Source organism: Bradyrhizobium sp. (genome assembly GCF_016462955.1).
Lineage (GTDB): Bacteria > Pseudomonadota > Alphaproteobacteria > Rhizobiales > Xanthobacteraceae > Bradyrhizobium.
In genome coordinates, this window is the sequence record NZ_JAEMSD010000045.1 from 1 (window position 1) to 1034 (window position 1034).

Annotated in this window: 2 protein-coding genes and 1 pseudogene; 2 read left to right on the forward strand and 1 reads right to left on the reverse strand. The window is 65.5% G+C overall.

The features are described 5' to 3' along the window. Window positions 1-212, reverse strand: a pseudogene (locus JHD07_RS07640) (hypothetical protein); the annotation flags it as partial. A 281-nt stretch (window positions 213-493) separates the two neighbouring features. Here JHD07_RS07640 and JHD07_RS07645 point away from each other — a divergent pair. Then, window positions 494-724: a hypothetical protein gene (locus JHD07_RS07645; protein ID WP_291620607.1), complete on the forward strand. Its 231-nt coding sequence runs from the start codon at window positions 494-496 to the stop codon at window positions 722-724. 136 nt (window positions 725-860) lie between these two features. Continuing rightward, entirely contained in the window at window positions 861-986 is a 126-nt protein-coding gene (locus JHD07_RS07650; protein WP_291620609.1) for a hypothetical protein, read from the forward strand. The last annotated feature ends 48 nt before the right edge of the window (window positions 987-1034 follow it).

A 1034-nucleotide genomic window follows, 5' to 3' on the forward strand; every position in this document is an offset into this window, starting at 1 on the left:
TCGTCTCGGGCCGTTTCACGGGCGCCGACGGCGCGATCGTCGTGAACGGCGTCGTCGTCCCACGCGAACGTGATGGGGGCGCCATGGTCGAGGTCGTCGGGGAATACCGTCGCGGCGTTGAGCATCGTCGCGGTGAGGGTGACCCCGGGCGCCGCGACCGCGGTCACACCGACGGCCGCGATGGTCGCCAAGACTGCGAGTGTCTTCTTCATGCTTCTCTCCTTCGCGTGTCCCCGGGATAACGGCGGGCGCCTGCGATGGTTGCGCACGAGGTGGAACCAGACGGCGTCAATAATTATCGACCAGGCGGGAACGAAACGGCCGCGGACGGGTTGGCGTCTCAAGTGCGGGCGCCTCCGCCATCCGGGTTGAGGCGACAGCACGAAGACCCCGTCAGCATCTCCGCGATGCTGGCGGGGTTTTCAGTTTCACGGGAGCAATTGGCAGCAGACCAGGACGGTTGCCAGCGGGGACGACGATCAAGGAGATAGGTTTGCCATTATCTGCTTTGCTGGCGCGTATCCGCAAACTGGTTCCCAGATCCGACGATGGTCACTATGACGAGATCGTCCGCAGCTTCGGTGTCGGCACGCTGCGACCGCCGCCGACGCCGATGAGCGACCGCGAATTGGCACAGGCGATCGCCGAGTTCCTGAAGGAGCGGCCGTCCGGCGAATCCGTCGCGGCCCTCGGCCGCCGGCTCGACCCCTCATCTCCGCTGTGAGTTCCCTAACGCGTCGTTGTTGACGCATGTTCTTTCGGAAAACGCTTCGCACTTCCGGACGTGCTTCGGGAGCAAGGGAACGAGGTTAGCGCGCGAGCGTTGAGCACCCCTGTCACGCAGCGAGCGAGATACTGACATGCCTACCTGGTTCGAAGTCCTGCTTAACCTGTCCGGCTATGCCGGCTTCGTGGCGCTCGCCTCGCGTGGCGCCGCGTGGCCGCAATCGTCGGCCGAGGATGGCATCCCAAGCGACGAGCGCTAATTGGCGCGCGGTGGCTGGCCCGCTGTGCGCACCAGGCGGTCGGCCTTG

Excerpts from the sequence above, each read along its gene's own strand:
- JHD07_RS07650 (WP_291620609.1), top strand. The coding sequence starts at position 861 with ATGCCTACCTGGTTCGAAGTCCTGCTTAACCTGTCCGGCTATGCCGGC.